The organism is Pseudomonas sp. TH34 (assembly GCF_016650865.1).
Taxonomy (GTDB): domain Bacteria; phylum Pseudomonadota; class Gammaproteobacteria; order Pseudomonadales; family Pseudomonadaceae; genus Aquipseudomonas; species Aquipseudomonas yamanorum.
In genome coordinates, this window is the sequence record NZ_JAEKFB010000017.1 from 50,622 (window position 1) to 72,897 (window position 22,276).

Annotated in this window: 22 protein-coding genes and 1 pseudogene; 5 read left to right on the forward strand and 18 right to left on the reverse strand. The window is 57.0% G+C overall.

Annotation, left to right across the window (positions count from 1 at the left end; genetic code table 11):
- Nucleotides 1-101 precede the first annotated feature (101 nt).
- Entirely contained in the window at nucleotides 102-1,445 is a 1,344-nt protein-coding gene (locus JFU58_RS10400) for a Wzz/FepE/Etk N-terminal domain-containing protein (protein WP_063029899.1), read from the reverse strand.
- 396 nt (nucleotides 1,446-1,841) lie between these two features.
- Between JFU58_RS10400 and JFU58_RS10405 the strand changes: the two genes are divergently transcribed.
- Nucleotides 1,842-2,228 (forward strand): TIGR03067 domain-containing protein, encoded by a 387-nt coding sequence (locus JFU58_RS10405; RefSeq protein ID WP_063029898.1) that lies wholly within the window; start codon nucleotides 1,842-1,844, stop codon nucleotides 2,226-2,228.
- A gap of 138 nt (nucleotides 2,229-2,366) precedes the next feature.
- On the opposite strand, the gene JFU58_RS10410 is transcribed toward JFU58_RS10405, so the two are convergent.
- Nucleotides 2,367-3,179 carry a class I SAM-dependent methyltransferase gene (locus JFU58_RS10410; protein ID WP_201140545.1) on the reverse strand — a complete coding sequence of 271 codons (813 nt, stop codon included), beginning with the start codon at nucleotides 3,177-3,179 and terminating at the stop codon, nucleotides 2,367-2,369.
- Nucleotides 3,180-3,481: 302 nt separating this feature from the next.
- Here JFU58_RS10410 and JFU58_RS10415 point away from each other — a divergent pair, with 302 nt between their 5' ends.
- Nucleotides 3,482-4,720 (forward strand): MFS transporter, encoded by a 1,239-nt coding sequence (locus JFU58_RS10415; protein WP_063029895.1) that lies wholly within the window; start codon nucleotides 3,482-3,484, stop codon nucleotides 4,718-4,720.
- A gap of 437 nt (nucleotides 4,721-5,157) precedes the next feature.
- Here the strand turns inward: JFU58_RS10415 and JFU58_RS10420 are convergent, their stop codons facing one another.
- The 6 genes and pseudogenes from JFU58_RS10420 to JFU58_RS10445 all read right to left on the reverse strand — a co-directional run bounded on the left by JFU58_RS10420 (nucleotide 5,158) and on the right by JFU58_RS10445 (nucleotide 10,763).
- Nucleotides 5,158-5,556 (reverse strand): hypothetical protein, encoded by a 399-nt coding sequence (locus JFU58_RS10420; RefSeq protein ID WP_201140546.1) that lies wholly within the window; start codon nucleotides 5,554-5,556, stop codon nucleotides 5,158-5,160.
- 272 nt (nucleotides 5,557-5,828) lie between these two features.
- A pseudogene (locus JFU58_RS10425) lies at nucleotides 5,829-7,202 on the reverse strand (transposase).
- Nucleotides 7,203-7,289: 87 nt separating this feature from the next.
- The gene (locus tag JFU58_RS10430) at nucleotides 7,290-7,700 is read right to left on the reverse strand and encodes a VOC family protein (RefSeq protein WP_177082905.1); all 411 of its coding nucleotides are present in this window, start codon (nucleotides 7,698-7,700) and stop codon (nucleotides 7,290-7,292) included.
- Between the two features lie 135 nt (nucleotides 7,701-7,835).
- On the reverse strand, nucleotides 7,836-8,861 hold the full coding sequence (locus tag JFU58_RS10435) for a sensor histidine kinase (RefSeq protein WP_201140547.1): 1,026 nt from the start codon (nucleotides 8,859-8,861) through the stop codon (nucleotides 7,836-7,838).
- 10 nt (nucleotides 8,862-8,871) lie between these two features.
- Nucleotides 8,872-10,332 carry an ATPase domain-containing protein gene (locus tag JFU58_RS10440; RefSeq protein ID WP_201140548.1) on the reverse strand — a complete coding sequence of 487 codons (1,461 nt, stop codon included), beginning with the start codon at nucleotides 10,330-10,332 and terminating at the stop codon, nucleotides 8,872-8,874.
- Complete coding sequence (locus JFU58_RS10445; RefSeq protein WP_201140549.1) at nucleotides 10,329-10,763, reverse strand: hypothetical protein; 435 nt, start codon at nucleotides 10,761-10,763, stop codon at nucleotides 10,329-10,331. The genes JFU58_RS10440 and JFU58_RS10445 overlap by 4 nt, the downstream gene beginning before the upstream one ends.
- Nucleotides 10,764-11,175: 412 nt before the next feature.
- On the opposite strand from JFU58_RS10445, the gene JFU58_RS10450 reads away from it, so the two are divergent.
- The 3 genes from JFU58_RS10450 (at nucleotide 11,176) to JFU58_RS10460 (ending at nucleotide 12,528) form a co-directional block, all read left to right on the forward strand.
- Complete coding sequence (locus JFU58_RS10450) at nucleotides 11,176-11,385, forward strand: hypothetical protein (RefSeq protein WP_046383000.1); 210 nt, start codon at nucleotides 11,176-11,178, stop codon at nucleotides 11,383-11,385.
- A gap of 92 nt (nucleotides 11,386-11,477) precedes the next feature.
- On the forward strand, nucleotides 11,478-11,816 hold the full coding sequence (locus tag JFU58_RS10455; protein ID WP_201140551.1) for a hypothetical protein: 339 nt from the start codon (nucleotides 11,478-11,480) through the stop codon (nucleotides 11,814-11,816).
- Nucleotides 11,817-11,844: 28 nt separating this feature from the next.
- Nucleotides 11,845-12,528, forward strand: a complete 684-nt coding sequence (locus JFU58_RS10460; protein ID WP_201140636.1) for an SOS response-associated peptidase family protein — start codon at nucleotides 11,845-11,847, stop codon at nucleotides 12,526-12,528.
- Nucleotides 12,529-12,644: 116 nt separating this feature from the next.
- Here JFU58_RS10460 and JFU58_RS10465 read toward each other — a convergent pair whose 3' ends face one another.
- From JFU58_RS10465 to JFU58_RS10510, 10 genes are all read right to left on the reverse strand, one after another.
- Nucleotides 12,645-12,932 (reverse strand): helix-turn-helix domain-containing protein, encoded by a 288-nt coding sequence (locus JFU58_RS10465; protein WP_201140553.1) that lies wholly within the window; start codon nucleotides 12,930-12,932, stop codon nucleotides 12,645-12,647.
- A 229-nt stretch (nucleotides 12,933-13,161) separates the two neighbouring features.
- Complete coding sequence (locus JFU58_RS10470; protein ID WP_201140555.1) at nucleotides 13,162-13,680, reverse strand: lysis system i-spanin subunit Rz; 519 nt, start codon at nucleotides 13,678-13,680, stop codon at nucleotides 13,162-13,164.
- Nucleotides 13,677-14,102 carry a structural protein gene (locus JFU58_RS10475; protein ID WP_201140557.1) on the reverse strand — a complete coding sequence of 142 codons (426 nt, stop codon included), beginning with the start codon at nucleotides 14,100-14,102 and terminating at the stop codon, nucleotides 13,677-13,679. Before JFU58_RS10475 ends, JFU58_RS10470 begins: the two co-directional genes overlap by 4 nt.
- 57 nt (nucleotides 14,103-14,159) lie before the next feature.
- Complete coding sequence (locus JFU58_RS32420; protein WP_201140559.1) at nucleotides 14,160-14,720, reverse strand: tail fiber assembly protein; 561 nt, start codon at nucleotides 14,718-14,720, stop codon at nucleotides 14,160-14,162.
- A 2-nt stretch (nucleotides 14,721-14,722) separates the two neighbouring features.
- Complete coding sequence (locus JFU58_RS10485) at nucleotides 14,723-15,277, reverse strand: hypothetical protein (protein ID WP_201140561.1); 555 nt, start codon at nucleotides 15,275-15,277, stop codon at nucleotides 14,723-14,725.
- A gap of 52 nt (nucleotides 15,278-15,329) precedes the next feature.
- The gene (locus tag JFU58_RS10490; protein WP_201140562.1) at nucleotides 15,330-16,010 is read right to left on the reverse strand and encodes a hypothetical protein; all 681 of its coding nucleotides are present in this window, start codon (nucleotides 16,008-16,010) and stop codon (nucleotides 15,330-15,332) included.
- A 319-nt stretch (nucleotides 16,011-16,329) separates the two neighbouring features.
- Nucleotides 16,330-19,926, reverse strand: coding sequence for a TipJ family phage tail tip protein (gene gpJ, locus JFU58_RS10495; protein WP_201140564.1), 3,597 nt, complete (start codon nucleotides 19,924-19,926; stop codon nucleotides 16,330-16,332).
- A gap of 59 nt (nucleotides 19,927-19,985) precedes the next feature.
- Nucleotides 19,986-20,597: a tail assembly protein gene (locus JFU58_RS10500; protein WP_201140566.1), complete on the reverse strand. Its 612-nt coding sequence runs from the start codon at nucleotides 20,595-20,597 to the stop codon at nucleotides 19,986-19,988.
- 215 nt (nucleotides 20,598-20,812) lie between these two features.
- Entirely contained in the window at nucleotides 20,813-21,454 is a 642-nt protein-coding gene (locus JFU58_RS10505) for a LysE family translocator (protein WP_201140568.1), read from the reverse strand.
- A gap of 391 nt (nucleotides 21,455-21,845) precedes the next feature.
- On the reverse strand, nucleotides 21,846-22,187 hold the full coding sequence (locus JFU58_RS10510) for a hypothetical protein (protein ID WP_242167177.1): 342 nt from the start codon (nucleotides 22,185-22,187) through the stop codon (nucleotides 21,846-21,848).
- Nucleotides 22,188-22,276: the final 89 nt, after the last annotated feature.

Consider the following 22,276-nt stretch of genomic DNA (forward strand, 5'->3'; position numbering starts at 1 on the left):
GTAACCAAAGGTTAATCAAGAATTGTGAAAAGGTGTCCACTGAGTGTGCTGGGAAGCGCGGAAACGGGCTTGCCAGGCGGCAAGCCCGAGGGCAGCCGGCCTTAAACGTGCGGTTCATCATCCTTGCGTGGACGCTGGGAAAGCCGATGGTCATCCAACTGCGAATAGGGCACAGACTCGCGTCGCGCCAAGATAAAATGGCGACCCAGCGCAATCAGCACACCCAGCACCAATCCTCCAACCAGACTCAGCGCAATCACCAAGCCTTTTTTAGGCTTGATCGGGCTCAGCGGCTCTTGGGCGCGTCGGTCAATGGTGACCAGTTTCAGGCCACTCATGTCGATATTAAGGCCCTTCAACCGCGCGACTTCAGCTCGCAATGGTTCAACATCCTGCAAGAAGATGTCTTCATTCCCACGCTTTTTCAGCACTTCCACTTCGCGGTTGACCTGCAACATCTGCAACTCTTTGCCAATTTCTGCAATGCGGCTGTTGGTAAAGTCGTCGTTTGTTCGCGCCTGCAAGGCCGTGCGTTCAGCCTCAAGCGCCTCTGTACCCAGGAAGTACAGCGGGATTTTCTGGTTATTGACCTCAGTGCGCATGACTTGATTCGAGCCACTGCGCGAGGCATCCGCCATAGACGAAGGCGTGGTCGGCGTCTTGATGCCCATCGACTTGGCGATGGAAATGGCCTCGGCCAGCTCCGCCAGCCGATCCGTTCGCTCCATTTTCATCTGTAAGCGCAGGGCGCCCAACTCGTCTTCCAGCTGGGCTCGCTTGAGCCTGTCGGCCTCAAGCAACTTGGCAATCTTCGATTCCTTATCGGTGTCGTAGTTGGCGCGTGCCGCGTCAATCTTGCCCTTGAGTTCGTTCAGGCGGTTATTGACGATCACCTTCAGGTCTGCACCGACCTGGGCACGTTCCATATCAATGGCGTAGTCCACAAAGCCGTTGAGAATAGCCACCCCGTCGATGTCTCTGGGGTACTGCAATTCGAGGCGGATATAACTGCTCAGGGAGTCGGCTTTTTTCGGGTCAGGCAGGATCAGGTTAATGGAGTTTCGGTTGAACTCCTCAAAACTCTGCTCAAGGCTTTGGCCGGATTTCTGGAACGCCTTGAACAGCTCTTCATGGGACTTGAAGAACCCCAGGCGGGCTTCGTAGGAGTCCAGTTGTGCTCCCACTTTGTTCAAGGCATCAGCCGGGGGCAGCTTATAGACTTCGGAACGGTTCAGTGCATCGAGTTCATTAATGGCGGCGGGACGTAGCACGCTACTGACCTGATACTCCCTGGGTGCCAGAAATGCGTAGCCTACCCCCAGGACACCCGCCAGGATCGTACACCCCAGCACTAACTTTTTTTGTCGCCAGATCCCGTGGCACAGTTCAATCAGGTCAATTTCGTCCGATGCCGCATGAGCTTGGAACCGAGGAGTTTTATTCAAAACTGATGCACCTTAAAAAGTCGACAGTCAACGGCCATGCCGATTCATGGAATACTGAACAGCCGCTTGAAAATCAGGGACAACGCCCTGCACACGAGACACACGGTCTACCGATGGTCATCGGACCACCCACGTTGCGGAAAAGTCCCACACGACAGGAGATTGTTTTCGCTCAGATACTTAGGTGTCAGTCCCGCTGCGCTGAGCGTAGACGAACTTGTAAGGACACGTTTCCAAATCAGGACATAAAATAGCGCTAAATGCCCGGGATTATTGGGAAATTTCATACGCGTCCGTAAGAAATCAGACAATTCTCACAAAATCGTTTCAGTAGATCCGTCAGACATAGGTAAACCGGCGTCTTGACGATCATTTTTCAACCAAAAAGGAGTTTGTATGACATCTGTTTCAAGAGAGGATTTCCAAGCGCTTCAAGGAGCCTGGGAACAAACGGCACTGGAAGACAGCGGCGTACTCAACCCAGCCGATGAGCACAGCGCACCGGGGGCCATCACCACCATCAGCGGTGACCAGTTCAAAGTAGTAACACCCGACGGCGAGGTGTTACTGGCAGGCAGCTTTACCCTCGATGCCAGCACGGCACCCAAAAGCATTACCTGGATTGATTCGATGGGTGAAGACGCTGGCAAGCAGTTACCCGCGAGTTACCAGCTGGAAGGTGATCACTTCGTGTTTATCGCGGCAGATGAAGGCATGCCCCGCCCTACCCGCTTCAGCACGGGCCCGGGGCAAACCATGCGCACTTTTGTTCGCAGGCCCTGACAAGACGGTACATCCGTCCTTGCGACACGGTTTTCACATGGCCTTCACTTATCGAGCGATAGGGTGGAGGCTACCTACTCCAGTGAACACCTTGGCCCGCCTTCCTCGCGGGCTTTTTTTTGCCTGCGCGGCCGTCAGTCAGCCTGGGCGCTTGATTGCGGTGAGGGTGTAGCACAGAGGCAGTTGCGCGCGCTGGTGTTCATACTGGTCGTAGAGCTCCTCGCGATTGGAGTGCGCGAACTCCTGCAGATGAGTGATCTGTAACCCGGCGGCGATGGCACCGCTGACGATCGCGCCCAAGGTGTGCACGAACCAATAGGAGGCAGCCGCAACACTTTCGGTCTCACCTTCGTAGACGATGGCTTCCTGCTGCACGAAAGGCTCACGTTGAAAGTACGAACTGACCGGCAACATCGGGTTAGGCGCTGTTGGGTCAAACACTTCCAGGAACGGATGGGTTTCGTAAATCACCAGGCTGCCGCCGGGCTTCAAGGTGCTGGCGACATGGGCCATGAACAAAGCGATGTCCGGCATCCAGTTCAGCACGCCGATGGTGATCAAGGCGACATCAAAGCGATCGGTGAGCCCACGGGGGAGATGGTGAATGTCAGCTTCGATGAATTCAGCCTCGTGAGGCGAAGCGTCGGCCAGCTCGCGAGCCTGCTGCAGAAAGGCTTCGGACTGATCAATCCCCACCACCGTGCGCGCGCCCAGCCCGAACAGCGACAGGCATTCCCGGCCATTGTTGCAGCCCAGTTGCACCACGTCCTTGCCATCGACACCGACCTTGCGCAGCAATGCGGTCAACGTCGGGTCCAGGCGTGAAAAGCCGGGCTTGGCGACGTCCTCAAGCAAGGCGTTCCAGTTGGCGGTGTTTTTATGCAACCTGGCGGATTCGTTCCAGGCGTCCTTGTTGCTGGAAATAGCCTCTTGGGCTGACAGCATGTCCATCGCGTCTCCAGAATTTTTCAGTCATTGCGACAAAAGAGGTCCGCCCTACACCAAAAGCCTCGCCATCCCTGAACCGGTAAAGAGCCTTCACTGTAGGGCGAACGGACGGAAAATAAGCCAGGCTTATGGGATGTTCAACTGTTAACAATAAAATTCCCTGAAAAAATCCCCACCAGCGCTATATTTCGATGCAATAGGCGCCACTTTGTAAATGTTTGTGCCTGTGCGGCGCCTGCGCCAGAAACTATCCCCTCGTGCCATGGGTCACTATCGCTACCGACCTCTCGCCTGAAGACCGTGCCATGGCCACTCGCTCTGACCTGCGCAACACACTGTCCCTGGACAGCCTGAACTTCTTCCTGGCGGATGTCCGTGACGGGCTGGGGCCTTACCTGGCGATTTATCTGCTGGCCGTGCACCACTGGGACCCCGCCAGCATCGGGGTGGTCATGACCCTTGCCGGCATTGCGGCGTTGCTCACCCAGACGCCGGCCGGCGCGTTGATTGACCGAACCCGCAGCAAGCGCGCGGTGATTGTGATCGCGGCCCTGTTGGTCACCGCGAGTTGCCTGCTCCTGCCCTTCGTCAGTTCCTTCAGCCTGGTGGCGCTGACCCAGGCAGCCAGTGCAGCAGCGGCCTCGGTGTTCGCGCCAGCCATCTCGGCGATTTCCCTTGGCATTACCGGGCCGCGCGCATTCACCCGCCGCACCGGCCGCAACGAAACCTTCAACCACGCCGGTAACGCGGTGGCCGCCCTGCTCGCTGGCGGGTTCGCCTACCTGTTCGGTCCGGTGGCGGTGTTCTATCTGATGGCGGTCATGGCAGCGGCCAGTGTCATCGCGGTCAGTTGCGTTTCAGCCAAGGCAATCGACCACGAGGTAGCGCGGGGCTTCGACCCTGCCCACAGCGCCGAACACGAACAGCCGTCGGGGATGACCGTGCTTCTGGCAAACAAGCCTTTAATGCTGTTCGCCATCTGCTGCGCCCTGTTTCACTTGGCCAATGCGGCGATGTTGCCGCTGGTCAGCCAAAAGCTGTCCCAGATCAACCTGCAGATGGCCACGCCGCTGACCTCGGCCTGCATCGTCGCGGCCCAGTTGGTGATGGTGCCGGTGGCCTGGCTGGTGGGCGTGAAGGCCGACGTGTGGGGGCGCAAGCCGCTGCTGCTCGCCGGCTTCATGATCCTGCCGCTGCGGGGCGTGCTGTATACGTTGTCCAGTGATCCCTATTGGCTGGTGGCAGTACAGATGCTCGACGGGGTTGGCGCCGGGGTGTTCGGCGCGCTGTTTCCGGTGATCGTCAAAGACCTCACCCAGGGCACCGGGCGCTTCAATGTCAGCCTGGGGGCGCTGTCCACGGCATTCGGCCTCGGCGCGGCCCTGAGCAGCAGCCTGGCGGGTTTTGTCGTGCAGTGGGCAGGTTACAACGCCGCGTTCCTGACCCTGGCGGGTGTGGCCGCGGTTGCATTGGGGTTGTTGTGGGTGGCGATGCCGGAGACTCAGGCAAATCCATCCTTGCACCGCCATACAACTCCCGCCTGACATATGCGACAATGCGCGCCAAATTCCAACATGCACCCATTTTTCTGCTCAGCGACTGGGCCTCAAGCCTTGATGTCGCTGCCGACGTATGCCCGTTGGCCTGGGCCACAAAATGGACCCGGCTCACATTAGCGCACTCCAAGCTATTGATAGGTAAAGTAATTGATCTCCACAGCTAACATCACCATGCAGTATAAAATGCATTGCGGTGATTGCTGATGATCAGTGTTTGCTGGGCCAAGTCGTCATGAGTAATCACCCGTAACGCACCGAAATGCACCCGTTGGTTCCAGAAGTGGTCCCAGCGGGGGAAATCCCAGGCCATGCCGGAAATGCATAACACCCTCCCCCGGCGTCCTGCCGACCGAACACAAACCACCAATAGCCCACGACTCGTGAGACACATCGTATGGCCGCTTTCGGCCAAAACCGACCTCTCAAACAGGTTCATGAGGGCAATCGGCGAGCGCTTGCATTACGTGGCCAAGTTGCACCAATTTCTCTATGGCGAATGGAACAGTCGTTCCACTGATCGAGAGAGGGGTAAAGGCGAGTATCCGAATGGCGAGCGCACCCTGCTGATTACTCTCAGAGAAGCTAAGGCGGTACCACGAAAATATTGACGGTTTCCATGTAACAGTCGCCCGGATAGATGGGGCAGCAAAGAAAGCTGAAACCCTAGCAATGTGTTCTCGCTTAATCTTGAGAAAGTAATTGCCGGCAGTTCCTTGTTCAAAAGTCAGATAGAGATCCTCTCCCTTTGTCTGGAGGTAGAGATAAATCGAACCCCATTTACCTTGGTGGCAGGCGCTGAACACCGCTGGTGTCCCTAACATTTTGCATTCCTTCATCAAGACGGTCTGATGAGGTTTAGCTCATGCTTGGCGAGTCTGCATTTGGAGGCAATTTCTGACCGATTGCTGCCTTTCGCGAAGGGCAGCTTAGGGTCGATTCTGTTGAAAAAGTCGGATTTTCAGATCGCCTGAATTCAGGCTCGACCACCACTGGAGAACCTACTCACCACATTGAGTGGTTTTTCGGCCCTTCGGTGACCTTTGCTGCTCTGTTATTGGGTTAATTTGAGGTTTTTTGCTTGGTGCAGGCGCACCTATCCCGTGACTGGTGGCCCTTGAGATGAAAATTTGGCCAGCCGTCGCAGGTTCTGCACCGCAGCGGCCAGCGTGAATTCATCCGTCGCGCCACTCATGCCACGTAGTCGCAAGCGATCCAATTTCAGGATGCGCTTGAGGTGGGCAAACTACATTTCGACCTTTTTACGTTCGTGGCGAGAGCGCTGATACGCCGGTGTTGCTGCAATGCGCCGAGCCACATCGCGAGCAGCTTCATGGACGCTGCGGGCGATCTTGCGAAACGCAGTGTTCGGGCAGCACTTGGCTTTCATCGGACACGTAGCGCAGTCGGTCTGTCTGGATCGGAAGATGATGGTGTTGGCTTTGGTGACGTGTGAACGCTCATTTTTGAAGGCTCGCCATTCGCTGCGCAATGGGTTGCCGGCCGGGCAGCGGTATTCCTCAGCCTCTTCATTCCAGTGGAAATCGGTGCTCGAAAAACTGTCGTTCTTGCGCTCGGTTTTGTCCCACACCGGCACATGCGGCTCGATGTCTTTTTCCTCCACCATCCAGGCCAGCATCGGCGCCGTACCGTAAGCAGTGTCGCCGATGAGGCGATCTGGCTTAATGTCGAATTGTTCTTCGACCCGATCAATCATCGTCTTGGTACTTTCGACCTCGGCCGTTCGATGGGCAGGTGTTGGTTCCACTTCCATGATCACGCCATGCTCAGTGTCGATCAGGTAGTTCGTGGAGTAGGCAAAGAAGGCGGGGCCACCCGGAGCAGCCGTCCATCGGGCTAGAGGATCAGTCAGCGATAAGCGCTTGGGAGGTGCTTCAGCCAGCGCCTCTTCATCAAGTGCTTCGAGGTATTCACGTACGGCACGCGTACTGAGCGTTGGATCGCTCCAGTTGACCTCTCCATCGCCTGGTACACCACGCTGCCGACTCGCGTCCGCCTTGATGATGCTGGCGTCCACTGCAAAGCCTTCGCCCTTGACCAGACCTGCGTCCATGCAGCGACGCAGCACCTCATTAAACAGCCACCGAAACAAACCGCTGTCCCGGAAACGGCCGTGTCGATTCTTGGAAAACGTCGAGTGATTGGGGACTTCATCCTCAAGGCTCAACCGGCAGAACCAGCGATACGCCAGGTTCAAATGGGCCTCTTCGCACAACCGCCGCTCGGAGCGAATGCCATAGCAGTAACCCACGACCAGCATGCGAATCATCAGTTCAGGATCAATTGAAGGGCGCCCAATCGGGCTATAGAAATCGGTGAGATAATGGCGCAGGTCGCCCAGATAGAGACACCGATCAATGCTGCGCAGAAGATGATTTGCTGGGATGTGATCTTCAAGGTTGAACGAGTAAAACAGTCGATCCTGCCCACTCGATAACTGTCCCATCATGCTGCGTACGCTCCCGCTGGCCGATGTGTATATTTTGCCGCAAGCCCGGTAGGAGAGCTACTTGTTCAATAAATCGATCGAAAACTGTCAGTCAAAGAACTCCATACCTGCGTATGGATGGCGCCGACATTGCTCAAGCCGCGAAGCCAGACTGCCGACATGCACTTCCAGTCGGTGCCCGTCGGGGTCTGAGAAATAAAATGAGTCACCCTCGCTCGAATTGGTTTTCCACTCGATAACGTTCCGTAACCGCAAGCAAACAGTTACTCCTTCAAAATCGTCCTGCCCCACCGAAAACGCATAGTGAGTGTAATCAGGGTGTTTTTCCGATGCACAGTTCTCATCGAAAGACAAACAAAGCCAGAGATCGCCAAGGGTAAGATAGGCCCCCGTTTCCCAGCGAGCAGCCAGCCTAAAACCGAGTAGCCCCACATAAAATTCGATACTGCGAGGAAGGTTCGCAGTCGCCAACGTAAGGTGATTCAAGCCAGTCAACATGAGCACCTATCCAAAACAAGTCGATGAGAGGGGTTGAGCATACCAACGTCGACTTTTTCAACACAATCGGCCAAAAGCAGTCATTCAATGCTTTATAGTTAGGCCTTTGGAAAGCCTTTTCCCGTCTAGGCGCCGTCAATGGCTCGCTAGGGGTAGTCTCATTACAAACTCGCTTCCCTTCCCTTCTCCCTCACTAGTACCAGTCACCGTACCGCCATGGGCCTCGATCAACTCACGCACGACCGTCAGACCAATGCCCAGGCCCGCCCCGTTGAAACCCACCGCGTGAACATCCTGTACAAAGGGCTCAAAAATAAACGGTAGTGCGTTGGGAGTTATACCAATACCGTTATCGCGAATAAGTATCTCCAAATATTCGGCTTGAGTTGTTGCTGTCAGAATGACCGTACCATCCGCAGGCGTATACTTCGCTGCGTTGCCCAGTAGATTGCCAAGGATTTGAGTAAGGCGCGCTGCATCGCCGTTAACCATCAAAGTGCAATCCGGCAGTTTCGAACTGAAATGCAAGTTATTAGCGACCATCATCGGGGTGCAGATGTCTATTGCCTCATGGATGATTTGAGCCATATCGACAATGTGGCAATCAAGGCGAAATTTGCCGGTGCTGGCGCGTGCAATGTCGAGTAAGTCTTCGACCAGTCGGGACATCTGCTTCACCTGGCCTTCAATCAACATCTGCATGCGGGGTAATTCTTCGCGAGGGACACGTACCAGCCTGCCAGCAATCAAGCTAATGGGCGTCAGAGGATTTCGCAGTTCGTGGGCCACCTGGTTTAGAAAATTGCGTTGCTGCTCCAGCGCATGTTCCGCTGCAACCTGCAGGTCTTGTGCGCTAAGCGCGGCTATCACCAATTGCTCATTTGCCTCGCGCATCTCTAGGTACATCTGCTGTTCTATCTGGGAGCTTGTCGGATTTTCCGCATCCGACTGCGCGGATAGAATTGACAGCACCAACTGCTGGTTGGCCTCAATCAATTGCTCGATATGGAGACTATCGACGAGTTGAGTATTGGCTTGATTGAGTTCCTTATGAACCGCTGCTAGAACCGCACGCGCCGCGACCGTTTTCTGGCCGAGAAGAAACAGTTCACGTGCTGCAGTAGCTATAGCTTGGTCATTCTTGCCGTCGGCCTCGCTCATTATATTTCGCTCATCCTTCGAATGTGACCGTACGCTGTTGGGTAGGTCGCCCCCCTAACAATCCTTCCTTATCTGGCAACATTTTGCCGACTTGCAAGCCATCATCGTCTATCTGGTACAACCGCAGCTCATCGGAATGAGCGCTGGCCCGCACCTTGACCACAGCCATGATCCGCAACAAGCGGCTCTGCACTTCAATGTAACGCTGGACGATGATTGCATCGGTAAGAAATGCCGTGCCGTAAGGACTGAAGCGCAGGTCGGTGTATCGGTCTTCCAGCTCGGAGGTCATCAATACGCTGACCCCTGCACCAGTAAGAGCCGTCACCATGCGCGACAGCGACTCACGGAAGTCTTCACGAAATGTCGGGGCCAGCGCCAGTTCGAAACCTGATAGGGAGTCAATCACGACGCGCGTGGCGTTTAGTCGGCTTATTTCGCTCAACAGCAACTGGACGATTTCGTCGATGGATAAGTCCGGTGCACGGCTATCAACCAGACCGACTTTTCCATCCTTAATCAACCCCGCAAGAGTGGTGTTCTGGGAGTGATTGGGGCGTTGTTCAAATACCGCAATCACGCCGGTCTCGCCATTGCGCGCGCCCTCGGCGAGGAACGTCGCAGCGAGAATACTCTTGCCCGAACCTGACGGGCCTGCCACCAATAACGAGTATCCACGGGGCAAGCCACCACCAAGCATTTCGTCGAGTTGTGGCACACCCATTTTCAGGCGCTGCATCGGAAACGTCGGGGGAGGATTAACGTGGTTGAGCGGTGCCGGCGCGAAAACCTTTATGCCTGACGTGGCGATGCGGAAGGTGTGCAACCCCGGCAGCGTTGGCTGGCCGCGCATCTTCATGATTTCCATCTTGCGCACCATGGAATTGCGCTGCACGCTCTGGCGCAGCCAGATCAGGCCGTCGGCTACGGTGAAAATTGGGTTGGTATCAGTTTCGCTAAAGTATTCGCCAATCAGGAAGGTTGTTGCTTGCCAAGTGGTCATCAACATGCCCAATTGCTGAACGAACTGCGGCAAGTTGTTATTGGGGTTGTCCTGAGTCTGACTCGCTAGCACCACTGAGCGAAACGAGTCGACGAACACCAGCGCCGGTGAGTATGCCTCTACCTCAGCGACGATTCGGCGTAACACTTCATCCAAATCCCCCGCCAGGGTGTCACTGGCCAGGTTGATGTAACGGATCGATTGATTGATAGCTTCGTCGTCGAAAAAGTCGAATTGCTGTTGGTAACGCAGCATCTTCAACGGAGGCTCGCCGAGCACGGTAAAGAACAATGCCGGACGCTCGGGCGTAGCCAGGGCGAACATCATTTGATGCGCCAGGGTGGTTTTGCCACAGCCCGGCGGGCCGGCGATAAGGTTGAACGAAAACTCCGGCAATCCCCCGCCCAGCACCTCGTCTAATCCTGGCACCCCGGTGGCCAAGCGGTTGATAGTCACTTTGGTGTTCATGGCGAATTTTCCTGCGCAGATGTGTCGCTCAAAGAAGGATTCCACACGTCACGAAGCAAGCGTGCGGTGAGCGAGGGCCCGATCAGCGTAGTGAGCAGTTCGTAGAAGGTGGTCAGCATCACCTCACCAAACAACAAGGCGTCTGCTTCGCTTTCTGTAACGAGTTCAGAATTAAGAGCGTTGAGGTCCCGCGCGGTTTGCACACGATCAGATATGTGGGCGAGGTGCGGTTGGCGGGAGGCGCAGAGATGAAGGCTGCGTCGATAAAGCGCTGCGACCCCCTGCTGACCAATGATAGGGGTAAGTGCTGCGTGCATAGCCTCCAAAATCGAGACCGTCACTTGCGCGATGCTTGCAGTATCAGCATTGGGGCCAACCCGGTGCGCCAGAGCAGCTACGATCTGGCGGCTCTCTTCGTTTTGCGCGGACATGGCTAGCTGATTTCTGATGGACAGGTCTTGATAGTACACCCTATAACAAATCATAGAGTCCCAATTGGCTAGAGAACTTTATTCACTGTCAGTACCAATGCTCTGTGTGCCAAATGGGATAGCCTCGATCTCTCGAAATTACCAGCACGGCAGCAACGACTTCACCCAAAAAAGAGTGGACGACGGATTTCTGTTTCCCGAGATTCCTGTGGTCAAGCCTTGATGATCGCTCCCACGCTCTGCGTGGGTATGCCGCTCTGGACGCTCTGCGTCCGGCCGTTGCACAGGCTTTATCCCGTGCCGTAGTGACGATCCCATTTGTCCGCTTTGTCTCGAGAGCGGACACTCATGAACTTGGAATGGGCTCCCAATCGCCAACTGCTAAGCTGTTCACTCCACCAGAGGAACGCCGATGCCCAACTCAGACCTTCTCCCCTCGCTGCTCTCCAAACTCTACGAAAACCAGCTGGCTCTTGAGGCGTCCATCATGGAGATCTCGAACTGGGTCGAGCAGCGAGGCTCCGCTGATGTGGCGGAAAACGTGCGCGGCGCTCTACACACCATCGACGAGAATGAAGAGTTCATCAAGCTGACCCTGGCCGTCCTCATGGCGCCTGACTGATCGTCGGGTAAATCTGCAGTTCGTCGCCTCAAGCCTTCCGCTTCGCCAAATCTCGAATACTGTACGCACATACAGCACTCGGAATACCTCCCATGAACATCGATGAAGACACCTGCGAGTGGCTTGGCATCCCCACGCCTCTCGAAATGCACAAACAGCACGCCCGCCTACTGGAGAATGAGATCCAGGAACTGAACCTGCAGCTGCGCAAAGCACGAGAGGATATTCACGGCCTGGTGCAAATGCTGGCTGAGGCTGAGGCGGTCAAGACGCAGTTCCGTGGATACCTCGCCGAGAGAGGTACCGAAGCCGCCGCCATGCGCAAACAGATCAACGACCTGACGACCTCATCAAGAGCCGACAAGAAACGCGCTGATCAGCTGAAAGAGCTGCTCGATGGCCTCGTCACTCGGCCAAAAACCATCGTCTAAGCTCAGATTTCAGATCGAGGGCCCAATCATTTGCGGAAGACTTTCCCAGTACAGCGGAATTCATGACTTCGTTGCAGCGCTGAGCATGCCCAATGCCCTGGCGAACTCCGTGGGAGAATTGCCCCTGGAGCGGTACAACGTGGCGCCGGCCACCCAAGTCGCCTTGCTCCACCTGCAGGGCGATCTGCTGCACGCCGACCTAGTGCGCTGGGGATGGCGACCGCACTGGGCCAAGGATCGTACTGTACCGATCAATGCCCGCGTCGAGAAAGTGGCGCACGGCCCGTTCTTCCGCACGATCTGGCCGCACAGGGCAATCACGCCCATCGATAACTGGTTTGAATGGGTCGATGAAGGCGGCCCGAAAAAGCAGCCCTACCTGATCCGCCGACGGGATGGCGCGCCCGTGCTGTGCGCAGCCATTGGCCAACTGCCTGACAGCGATGAAGGACCGGGCGAGCATGACGGCTTCGTGATCATCACCGCCGACAGCGCCGGCGGCATGGTGGACATCCACGACCGGCGCCCTGTGGTGCTGACGCCGGACGTGGCGCTGGAATGGTTGGACCCGGACACGCCCAAGGAGCGCGCCGAGCAGCTGGTGCTGCACCAGGGCGAGCCGGCTGAGGTCTTCGAATGGTTCAAGGTGGACACGGCCGTAGGTAACGTACGGAACAAAGGACCGGCTTTGGTGCAGCCCAGTAGCGACTGACTTTACGAAAACGCGTACATGCACGATCCGGCTACTACGACCCATGTGAGAGTCATCAGCAAGGGCAGCGCGGTTATGAATTTCATCATCGTGCCGCTCTTCAGACTTGAAATAAATCAGTGCATCAGCTGTTTTGCCTTTTCGAGGCACTCTGTTGCACTGTCCAATGCCTCAGCAGCTTTAACCGAATCCGCGTTACCGTTTTCGGTGCGTTTGCCAGTGACCACGAACAGGATATCGACGCCGGATTTCGCGACCGATGCGAGGTAATCCGCCCGCGGAAGCCGAATCCCGCTCTCATACCTGCCCTGAGCATTCACTTCCACTCCGCCAACCGCACCAATGGCAGATTGGGACAATCCAAGCCTCAAACGTTCAGACTTCAATCTTGCACCGATGCTCATGGCTGCATATCCAAATGGGTGTACTCATGGGAGCCATCGAATGCGGAGCAAGTTCCCGCCTATGTTTTTTTCATCTACCAAAAAACCACACAACGTCCACCACAACAACGACCCATCTGAGCGTTAAAAGAAAAGAGAGACCTGCCAGCTGCTTGTCCATAAGAGCCTGTCCGTTTTAATGGAAAATCGCTGTCCTGAGCATCCAAGCCAAAAGCGTAGTCCACAATCCTCAACGCGCAATAGCCCTAACATACGCCTGGCACGCCCGCAGCGCGATCAATCCTTGGTCGCCGGTGTCGGTGATGCCGATAATTCTTTGAGCATGCGCTGGGTCAAGTTGGGCTCTACGGGCTGCATGAACCACGCCGACGGCGCCGGCGGCGGCAGGCACATTGCAGACACTGGCTGAATCCGTGGCGTCGATAAGGACTGACAGCCGGACATCAGCAGTGGCAAGGCGATCGCGCAGAGCAGCCTGCTTGCGTTGTTCATTGGAAAGCTCCAGGGAGTGTTGTTGGTCGGCGGCGGCCAGTTGCTGCTCGGTGGCCAGGCGCTTGTCTTGCTCGGCGCGCGCCTGGGCGCTCGCGGCATTGCCGATCGCGTTGAGGTCCGTCTGGAACTGCCCCGCCTGTTTTGCCAGCTTCCCGTCGTACCGCCAGTCCTGCACCTGCCAGCCAGCGCCGAAGCTCACAGCCATGGCCAGCAGGATCAGCGCCGCCAGGCTGGCCATCTTCTGCACCGGCGTCATGCCAGCGCCCGCCGCACGCCTTCCGCCAGCACCGCTTCAGGGTAGGCATAGCCAGCGTTCTCGTGATGAATGATCGCCTTGACGAAACCAGCCATTACCGGCGCCCGGGCCAGATCAATCTCTGCACCTGGCTGGGTGCCGGTGTTCGCCTCGACGGCGCGCACGTAGGCGGCGGTATCGTTCTCCACGGACGGAGCCCAACGACTGATGATCGCCTTCACCGTCTTGAGCCCGTGCTTGCGCTGATAGGTCAGCAGCAGCTTGCCCAGGGCGCGGATGCCGTTCTCCGGCGTATCGAAGCGGGCAAAGCGTTTCTCGAAGGCCGGGTCGGGCTTGAGCTGGCCCTGCCACTGGTTGGCAGGGTTATAGTCGATGTTGCCGGGGTTGCGGTTGCGCACCCCGCGGGTCTCGGTGATCGGCATACTTTTCTCCAGGCGAAAAAAAACCGCTCGAGGCGGCCGGGGTGTTCAGTCGTATGGTTAGGCAGGCACATCAGGCCAAGCGATGGCCTCTGGATAGCCGGCCTGCTCTGGCACTCGATTGAGCGCGACGCGGTATTTCTTCCAAGCCTTGAGGGAAGCAATCTCCCCATCCGTGGCTTCGTCGACATCCACGGCGTCCTGAAGTGGCGCAACGGCGTAGTCAGCAACAGCGCGCAGCCGGGAAATCTCGGCCTGTGCGCGCTCCTGCGGGTCGGTAACGATAGGCGCAGGTGGTGGCAGCTCTACCGGAGGAAGATCCGGAACCAGGATGTGGAGCGTGATTAGCGTTTTCAGATCGTAGGGCTCGCCATCCATCGTCACCGTAACGGTGAGCAGGCCCTCGTCGAAGGCGGCGTTTACCTTTGCAGAGTTTTCCGAAGGGTGCAGTGAATATCCCCAGCCCTGGTCGACAGGTGGAAACGGCACCAAACCCAGCGTGCCAGTGACACAGTACACACCCACGCCAGAGCGATAACTGTCAACGTCCATACCACCCAGCGAGGTGATATCAAACAGAGCGCCCGTCTCCCCCATGATATTGATTGCTGCTCTTGCCATGATCAGATCGCCTTGAGGGTGCCGTCTTGGGCACGGGTGGTGTTTTGGTTGGTGTAGACGATGTTCCAGGGGCCGGGTACGCCGTTCGCATTGAACTGGCGGTAACCCATCGTCGGGCTCGTGGCGCTGTTTGCGGCGATCACCAGTTCGTTGAACAGCAGGCCGCCAGTGTTCATGGTCAAGCGCGAACCACCCGACCCCGTCGATGGAGTCTGATCTGCACCGCCGCCGGATGTGACGCTGAACCCGACCGTGGATGGTGATGCTGAAACAGGCGCCGAAACCGCGCCAAGGCCGTACGCACCCACCGGCATGACGTTGCCGGTAGCTGTCCCGACTGTGGCAGTTGCCGCTGATCCGAGACCGAGCGCCGCACGTGCATCCGCTGGAGTTTTGGCGCCGGTGCCGCCACGATCCATCGACAATGGCGCCGCAGGAGTGCCGATGCCTTGGTAAAGTTCCAGAGTCATCGCGTTGATCTTTGAGCTGGCCACGCGCGGCGTATCGCCACCCACGCCCGTCGGCGGTGTACCCAATATGATTTCTTGTCTGGCCATAATATTCCCCTCATGAATCACTCTAGATCTCAAGTGACTTTATTGAATTAAGTTAAACTTGTTTCTTAGCAAAGACGGCAGGCAAAAACATCGTAGTGACGTTCGTCGCGCCGATGGTAATCGCCCACAACTTATTACTAGGAAAATCCCACCAACAGTAAAGATCTACCTGGCCGTATTGAGCGCCGCTCATCTTCATTGAGAAGTTATTGATCAGCATAAATTCATTGGAGTTAAAATCGAAAGGCAGTGAGAAATACACCATGGTTAACCCTTGAGCATCTCGGCCGGCAGTGACATACGTCCAACCCTCATAGGCTCTAGTGAAATTCGCGAAGGGCATGCCGGTGTCGAATATTACCTTCTCAGCTCCATCGAAAAGCCTTGCCCCGTACTCAGCAACAGCGGCTGACTGCCACGCAGCGGCGAAATACTCGCCGTTGGGACGCGCGGTATTGACGTCATAGCCACGTACAGAAAAGCCGGTCCAGGCTCCCGGTGAGCCGATCATTCTGAACTGGCATAATCCCGCAACCATGTTGACCCGATCGGGCTTTATGAATACAAGCGGGGCTTCAACGGTGGTAATAGTGCGCGAAAACATGGTGATCGCAACAAAATTACTTTGCTGATTCCAAGTAAATCGGCCACTCGATATAACAGAAAGGCGCGCAAACTCACTATCAACCGTCACCACGCCTTGATCATTAATGAACTCAAATCCGTAACTCATTTAAACCTCACTACAAGTACGCGCTGAGTCCCATATCCGTTCAATCCCTGCACAGCGGTTCTGTGCCCTCGCCAAACTCGAACGCTCCCGTCGAGCATTTGAGGTTCGAATATCGTCCCGTCATACACATCAACGGGAACTACCAAAGAAAAACTGTTCTGTGGATTGCATCCGGGAACGGAGAAGGTTTGAAAAGTGCCGCCTGCAGTACCAGGGGCGAAGTACACAAGAGAGGAAAATGCAACGCGCATGGTGAACGAACTGGGGTCAAGCTCCTTGACCCCAGCTGCACTCCATGTGGCCAGCCCGAACTGATCCATTACGAGAGCCTCCCGAACATACCGCGGCGAACGTCGCTTCCGTCGTATACAGCCAGCCCGAAATTATTGAGGAGAGATGACCCACCAACGCCCTCACTGCGCAGCGTGAGCGTGCCCGCCTTGACGTTGATCTCCAGCAGCGGTCGGCCCTTGGAGTCGACAGCCTCAGAACGCAGGGTCATGCCCAGAATGATCTCCTGAATAAACGCTTTGCTAATGATTGCTTGATTGATGAACACCTGGTTGTTCTGAACTACGAACATCGGGACAACAGCACCACTGACCTCGTCGACTACGGCGAAGCGTTGAGCAAAGATCAGGAACTCTGCCTGCTCGCCGTCCGATCCAAAGGCAAAGCCGGAAGCAACTTTCTTGCCCCCAGTAACCGTCTCAGCCTTGAAGGTGACCATCGACGAAACCTTCCCGTCGGTAGTGGCCTGGGCCTTGCTGACGACTTGGATGGCCGCCGTATTTGACCCGGCGGTCGCCTTAAGCGTGTTGATTTGTTCTGCCGTAGAAGCCTTGTCAGTGGCCATAGCGGTCTGCACGGTAGTGATGCTGGCCGCGTTATCCCTTACCTTGGCCTCGACAATGTCGGACCGTTGAGATTGCGCAAAATCCCGCTCCGCAATCGCAGACATCAGCGACCAGGCGCCGGCAGATGATGTGTCATCCCCTGCGCTGCCTACCTCCGAACCCGCAGAGTCGGACTTGACCAGCGCATACACTCCGTCCAGCTTCTCGGCCGTGGCTTTGACCTTCCCGTCGACCTCTTCGATAGCGGTCTTGTTCTTACTGATTTCCAGGGCCATGGCCGCGTTGGTTTCGGCGACGGTGCCCAGGTTGAACCAGAAGTTGGCGTTCGGCGGCGATGTGTCAGCCGGTACAGCCTTGGTCGCCTGGAACAGCTGCTGACCCACCCGAACCATGTCGCCCTTGGCGTAGGTCTTGCCAGGAACATATTCCAAGGCATCGACCACTTCAGAGATCAGGTCTTCCAGCTCCTGCTTGGCCTTCTCCAGGCGATCGTTGACCGAGCCAGGGCCATCGCCCGTGATCAGGTCGATCTCCGCACGCAGGCTCTGGTACAGCGCGCCCTTGCCGATCTTATCGGCGAAGTACTTGTCGTACTCGGTCTGGTCCGAACTGGCCCGACCATTTACTGCTCCGGGAATCGGCCAGAACGACCCGACGTTGCCGGTGCGGTCCACCAGGCGCGCCCAGAAGTAGAGGCTCGCACCTGCGAGGATGTTTTGCATCTCGTGCTTTGCCTGCGGATAGCTAAAGTCGCTCAACTTGATCTCCGTGCCCAAGTCCGGCGACTGGCTGTACCAGAGCTCCGTGCGCTGGGTATCTTCGGCGCCCGGCCGGAATCCCCACTGGATGCCGATGCCATAGACCAGGCTGGTGGTGGTCAGGAACGCCACCGCCGGCGGCAGGCCGACCTTCCCTTCCAGGTTCGTCAGGCTGGAGCTTTTCCAGATCGACGAAATTTCGAACGCGCTCACCGAGCGGACCCGGGCCACGTAGGCGCCCGAGTAGATCCCGGTCACGTCGACGCTGGTCGAGCCAGTGCGTTGCACCTTGATCCAGTTGCCGCTGTCCTTGCGCCACTCCACGTCATAGGCGATCGCACCGTTCACGGCTGGCCACGAGATGTTCATGGTGCTGATTGCGATGCCCTGATTCACGGCGTAGCTGGATGTCAGCGTGACGCTGGCCGGCGCCGGAACCACGGTGATCGGAATAACGCTGATCGGCCGCTCTTCCAGCCGAGCGCCGGTGTCGATGTGCGCGAACTTGCTAGGGTCGTACTGCACGGCCGAGATTTCGAACACGCCAGGCTCTGGCCGGGAAACGCTGGTCACCCGGTACAGCGGGATGGCCAGGTCGTCAGCGTCGAGAGCCCACACCAGTTCCCGCTCAGGTGCCACGGAGTACGCCGTGGTTACTGTGAGCTGTCGCCCGCTGACCAGTTGCACGGTGCGCCCCTCGCACTTGCCGTCGGGCAGGTTGAGGATCAGCCGGTCACCGGGCTTGGCCTGGGTGTCGCGGTCCAGGGTAATGACTTTGCCATTCACCGCAGAGATGCGCCCGCCAACCGGCCGGCCAGCGAGCAGTTCGTCAGCGATCGGGATTACGTAGCCAGGAAGCGGGATGCGCCCGTCGAGGCCAACCTTGAAGGTGACAGCCCGGTCCTTGGAGTTGGTGAGCAGAGCCCACTTGCCGCGGCGCTGGGCCTCCGATTCACGCGTGCAACCGATCGCACTGATCTCCAGCGGGTTGTCGCCGTAGCGCCGCTGCAGCTTCTGGTCGGTCACGGCCGTGACGTCGGTGTCGTAGTTATTCAGCGGATTGTCGTAGCTGACAAGAGCCCGGCTGTAGCGGGTGCGCTCCGATGCGCTCGAGTAGGTGAACTTGCCATCGATGACGTTCGCCCGGGTGTAGGCGAAGTCGAAGTCAGTGGCGCGCGGCATATCCGACAGGGTGAACACCTGGCCCTGGGCCCAGTAGGTCATGCCCCGATAGATCGCCGAGATGTCGCGTAACAGCGACCATGCGTCAGCCTTGCTTTGCAGGTTCAGGTTGCAGATGAAGCGCGGCTCTTGACCGCCCTTCCCGTCCGGCACCAACTGATCCGCGTACTGGGAAATTCGGTAGAGCTCCCACTTATCGACCATCCACGGCTTGATGCGGCGGCCCAGGCCGAAGCGATCGGCCGTGGTGATGTCGTAGGTCATCCAAACCGCGTTATCGGTCCAAGCCTGCTTGAAGGTGCCGTCCCAGATCCCGGTGTATGAACGCGACACCGGGTCGTAATTGCTCGGAACCTGCATTTTCTTGAGCTTGGTCTCGACGGTCACCGCCGGAATGCTCCGGAACTGCTCGGCGGAAAATTCAATGTAGAGCAGCGCGGTGTTCGGGTACCGCAACTTGGCGTCGATCACCTCAGTGAAGCCGGCGATCTGCATTGTGTCGGAGATTTTGTTGTTGTTTTGGTTGATCGTAAGCCGTGTGATGCGCATCAGCCAGCCAGAAGTAGCCTTCGGCAAATCGATTCGTCGGGTGCGCTCGTACACGCTGGTGGTCTTACCGTCGACAGCCTCGCTCAGCACCTGCTGGTACGCGCCGCCGTCGGTTGCCAGTTCAACCTTGTACTCGATCCGGTACCCGTTGATGTTGCCGCCGGCGTCCACAGACTGGAGCGCTGGCCAGGCGAAGCGAACCCGCACAGCCGAAAGCTGGACGTTGTTGATCGCACGAACCCACGGAGTACCACTACGCAGTTCGGTGCTGATGGTGGTTTCGTTCTCTACCGACGGGATCCCCTGGATATAGGTCTGGTCCACCGCACCGGTGCGCCACTCCCACTTTACGTTCGGGAAGTTCATGTTGCCCTGGGGGTCTTGCAGAGGGGTGTTATCGAGGTAGATATCCTTGGCGGTTGGTGTGCCTTCGAACTCACCCTCCCCAATAGCGATCAACATTTTGGCGATGGCAACGGAGCGCAGGCTGTCCGGGGCCTCAGTTGGCGTTTTTGGTTTCTCTTCGCCGCCCTTGGCGCCGTGGATATCGATCTTGCGTGCTGCGCCCATGCTTTTCTCCAAGCAATAAAAAACCGCCTCATGGGCGGCTGCGGTGCTTCAGGTGTTGGCTACATCTGGTCTTCGGCGTAGATAGCGGCGCTGATGATCGCGCCTCCTACCCGCCGCTTGCCGTAGCAGAGCGGTACCGGGTTACCGGATGCCGTGGTGTTCTTGGCGCTGCCGAAGGCGTAGCCCGGGGTGTTTTCAGGAGCCGCACTGGTCTTGAGGCCGCCGGCCTGGGGGCTGAGCATTTGGATTACGCCGCCCAGCACCATCGAACCACCCATCATGATCAGGCCGGAACCGAAAGGTGCCATAGTGCCGAAACTGCCCCCGGTGATGACAAGGCCCACAACAATCAGTACGGCGCCGATTATGGTTTGCAACGCACCGCCGCGCTTACTGCCAGTGATGACCGGTGCGATACGAATATCACCTTCGCCCGTAAAGCCAATCTCCTTCTCCGCCAGGTTCGTCTTTCCTCGAAAGACGGCGAACTCAACGCCTCGCGACTTGGCATTCGAAAGGAAGCGCTCGAACCCTGGCAGTTGCACGCAAAGAGCCTTGATTGCTTCAGCCGGCGTCCTCACCGCCATACGGAAGGACCTGCCAAACTGGCGAAGATGACCATAGAGAAGGATCGTCGTCATGGACTGATAATTGATGGCAAGTTCCGCCATAGGCTTTTCTCCAGATAATAAAAAGGCTCGCCGAAGCGAGCCTTGAGAACAATGTTGTGCTGCTACAGGCAGCCTTGCAACGCGGTCAGTCTTTTATTGGCAATCCAATTACTCAACACTACGTAATATTTCGCCTCTGAGCCCGAGCCCTTGGCTTGGATATCAACAAAGTACTGAGAGCCCTCAGTAAATACCGTATATCCGGTGTCGCGCCCCTATGCAGTTTGCCGCCGTATGGTCAGGATCGCCGCACCGAAACCGATAAATGTCGCCCCTACCACCCGATTGACCCAACGGGACAGCGCAGGCCGGATCAGTAGTCCCTTGGCTCGGGAGGCGAGCGCGGCATAGATGCTCAGAGACGACACCGACAATGCCATGAAGATCGAGGTAAGGATCAGAAACTGCGGCAGCAATGCCGCGCTCTGATCGATGAACTGCGGAAACAGAGCGGTGAAGAACATCGTCGCCTTGGGGTTGGTTACCGCCGTCAGGAAGGCTGATTTGAAAAGCTTGGAACGAGTCGGCCGGCCTTTATTCAAGTCATCTTGAACTCCGTCGGGAAACATCGGGCTTTTTCTGAACAATTGTCTGAAGCCCAGATAGAACAAATAACCGGCACCGAGTAACTTCACCGCGTTGAACAGCCATTCGGAACTGGCAAGCAGCGCACCAAGCCCTAGCATGGCAGCGGACGATAGGCAGAACAAGCCACTGGCGTTGCCGAGGGATGACCACATGGCGCTGCGCTGCCCATGGGCTAGGCTATTGTTGATCGCCATCAAGATAGCAGGCCCTGGGCTGGCGATGGCAATCGCGGCGACCATTGTAAAAGTGAGAATCGAGTGAGAATCCATTTCCAGAACTCGTAGTAGTGAGGAATAAATGTTACAGGAACGAGGGGGGCAATTTTCCTGGCCTTGTCATGTCTAGTAGGAGAGCTCTGCTAAGCGCTTCAAATACGCCTCCAAGCTATTTTGAGCCGACCACTGACCTGGAGTTCTCGCAAGCCAATCTCAGCCTCTCATGAGCCCTAGGTTCCATCGGAGCTGTCATCATGGCGCTGTACATCATGCACTCCTGAGTATCTGAAACGGGCTCGACATGCTGGACAGCGCTCGTGGGTGGCATACACCCCGCCAGCAGCAGCACCGCTACCGCCGCTATCAAAATCCGCATGTCGTTCCCTCTTTGGTTTGGCGGGACTGTGGCCCAACCTAAACTGCTGAACCAAGCAGACCTAACTGATCAGCGCTGATCTATTTCAATCTTCTGTGTGGGGTCTGGGCTGTATTTTTGGCGCTTCAACTGCGGATCGCCCTTGGCCATACAGAAGAAATAAATCTCTGCCTCACCGCAGCCGCCGTGCAATGCGCACTCACTGGCTTGCATGTGATCCAGCAGGATCTCTCGGCCTTGCGACTCGCAGAACACGTTCGCTTCTTTGAGCGCCTGCCCTTTCGCGGAGGCAGGCCCGCCAAAGGGAACACGAGTTGAAATCGTGTATGTATCAGGCCCGACCTTGATTGGTCCGCTGTCCGCGCAGCCCGCGAGCATCGCAGCAGACAGAGCCATCAGCCAAATTTTCATAGTTGTCCTCCCCAGGAAAGAAGGGACTGTACCCCGGACTTGGCCAGGCATCCACTTCACTGAGAGATGGATGCAAAAAGCCCAGCGCG